Annotated in this window: 2 protein-coding genes; both read left to right on the top strand. The window is 34.7% G+C overall.

The genetic code is table 11. The features are described 5' to 3' along the window. The first annotated feature begins 184 nt into the window (after positions 1-184). Positions 185-898, top strand: coding sequence for a DUF6090 family protein (locus CA834_RS14775; RefSeq protein ID WP_240507628.1), 714 nt, complete (start codon positions 185-187; stop codon positions 896-898). Positions 899-1,489: 591 nt separating this feature from the next. Then, the gene (locus tag CA834_RS14520) at positions 1,490-2,308 is read left to right on the top strand and encodes a hypothetical protein (RefSeq protein WP_094969444.1); all 819 of its coding nucleotides are present in this window, start codon (positions 1,490-1,492) and stop codon (positions 2,306-2,308) included. Positions 2,309-2,648: the final 340 nt, after the last annotated feature.

Below are 2,648 nucleotides of genomic sequence, written 5' to 3' on the forward strand. Positions count from 1 at the left end.
CGAGGCTAATTGATGACCAATAATTAGAGAGTATAAGGAAGTCCTCTTCTCTAATTATTGTTTTAGAATTTATTATCTTTTCATTCTCGTACCAGAACTACGTTTAACCCTTGTGTTGTGCTTCATTATCAGAAACCGCTAACCAATGATAAAATTCTTTAGAAATATTAGGCAAAACTTACTAATGGAAAACAAAACTGGAAAATATTTGAAATATGCTATTGGAGAAATTGTTCTTGTCGTTATTGGAATTTTGATTGCGCTAAGCATCAATAACTGGAACCAAGAACGAATTATAAAACAAGAAAACCAGGTTATTCTAGAGAATTTAAATAAAGAGTTTAGCGAGAATTTAATTGAATTAGATTCCAGCATCAGTAATTTTAACAATGTTATTGAAGGATTAGATCAATTACTTACAGTCATGAGAACTCAGGACAGTAACTTGACCGAAAGTGAATTTGATCAGCTCTTGAATAAATCATTTGTAACTCCCAATTGGTCACCTAGCTCTTTTGTATTGGTGGAATTAAAGAATTCTGGAGCTTTATCTAAACTCAATAATAACAACTTAAAAACTTTACTTTTTAAATGGGAAAGAGAATTTGACCAAATGAAATTATCAAATGAGGCATACGGAGAATATGGAGGAGAATATATAGAATTCATAACTAAAAATGGCTCTGTTAGAAATTTAGATGCCTTAACCGAAAAAACCAAACATCTTCAAAAATCAACGATTGCCAAAAATGATCCCGACCTTTTGAAAAATCCTGAATTTGAAAATAGAGCAGATAATTTCTATTTCCTTACTTTATCTGTAAGAGGTCAATTTCAATCTCTAAGAGTCATAATGAAAGATATAATTGAAACTTCAAACGCCGAATTAAACCAATGACCAAATCTTTTAGAAAAATAACGAAAGCACAACACCGTGTATAATTAATGGCTAGTTCTCGCTTACTTTCGAAAATTTGCTACGCACAGTTCGCACTGCGTGCTCGTGTCTCGCGGATTTTTGCTACGCACAGTTCACTTCGTTCGTGTATATTCGGTTTGTATTTGCTAATTTAGGTGCTAAAACAGGCCACTAATCATACACAAAACCGATGATAACACATTCGCCAAAGGCGAACTTTAATCTGCGTTGCTTCGCAGACAAAGCATCTTAAAGTAAATGTGTTATCATCACAAGGGTTAAACCAAATTACACTAACAGCGCATCAATAGTATATCGCCTTTAGCGGGCTTCGAGCCAAAACGTGCGACATCGTCGGTTAAAAGTAATTTGGCCCTGGCCCTCGAATTCCCAATCTAATAAATTCTACAATATACACCTCGCCTCGCGAGGCTAATTGATGACCAATAATTAGAGAGTATAAGGAAGTCCTCTTCTCTAATTATTGTTTTAGAATTTATTATCTTTTCATTCTCGTACCAGAACTACGTTTAACCCTTGTGTTGTACACCATTTACCAAAACGAAATTTATGAACTTAAAATTGACCTCTTTATTTCTGATTCTATTCCAAATCGGATTCTCTCAACAATACGATTCTGTAGTAATCGAGAATGAAAATATTGACTCAAATAATGAAATCTATAAAACAGGAAATGTTTTCGTTTATGACTATGAAATTATACAAGACGTACAAAAATGTAAGTTAAAAACAAACACAGGAATGTTTGCAAGTTCTGAATTTGAGCTTGTGCCAACTAAATCTGACAGTATTGGTGTTGACAAAATACACTTAATCGTTCAGCCTGTTTCTGATTCTGAAAGAACCAATGGAAATCAAACTCAAATTTCATATTTACAGGAACCAATTTACGCATCATTATCATCGACTGGAGCAGTTGAAAACGAAAATAATGTTTGGATTCACCCAATAAGAAAAGGATTTTTCAATTCTTTAGAAACAGCGCCTTTTCCATTTATTAAAAAGCCTATAAAAATAGGTTCGGAATGGACTGACCAAATGAAAATCGGACAAGGTTGGGGAAATGAAATGTGGGGAAAATGGGAAGGTCAATTGCTTCTAACCTATAATTATAAAATAACCGAAAAGAAAACTATCAAAACTGAAATTGGCGAAATTGACTGTTTTGTTATCGAGAGTTCTGCTAAATCAGAAATTGGAACAACAAAACTGATAAGCTATTTTTCAGAGAAATATGGGTTTGTAAAATTGGAATACGAACTATTAAACGAACTGAAAGTAAATATGTGGCTGATTGATTTTCAAACGGAAAAGGCATTTAACGACACGATGACTTTCTTTAAAACAAAACAATATATAAAACAATAAAAACGGTGTACAACAATGGCTATAAGTAATTGCTTGTTCTCGCCTACTTCTGAAAATCCTCGCGGATTTTCAGTTTTGTGCGTACTTGCAAAGTTAAGTGCTAACCCACGCAATTAATCATAGCCGAGACCGTTGGGACGGATTTAAAGCCTGCGGCTTCTACCAAGTCGCTACATTGCTGCGCAATTCCCGCCCCTTGGACATCCATCCCAACGCCCTGCTAAACCAAATTGCAACATCGGTTGGGACTCAAAGCCTTAGGCCCCAACTTTGAAAACACCAAAAACCCGACCCAACAATTCCTAAAGGCAATTTAGTTCGTGATATCGCTATTTTCTTA

The sequence above is a fragment of the Winogradskyella aurantia genome, from assembly GCF_002266855.1.
Classification (GTDB): Bacteria; Bacteroidota; Bacteroidia; order Flavobacteriales; family Flavobacteriaceae; genus Winogradskyella; species Winogradskyella aurantia.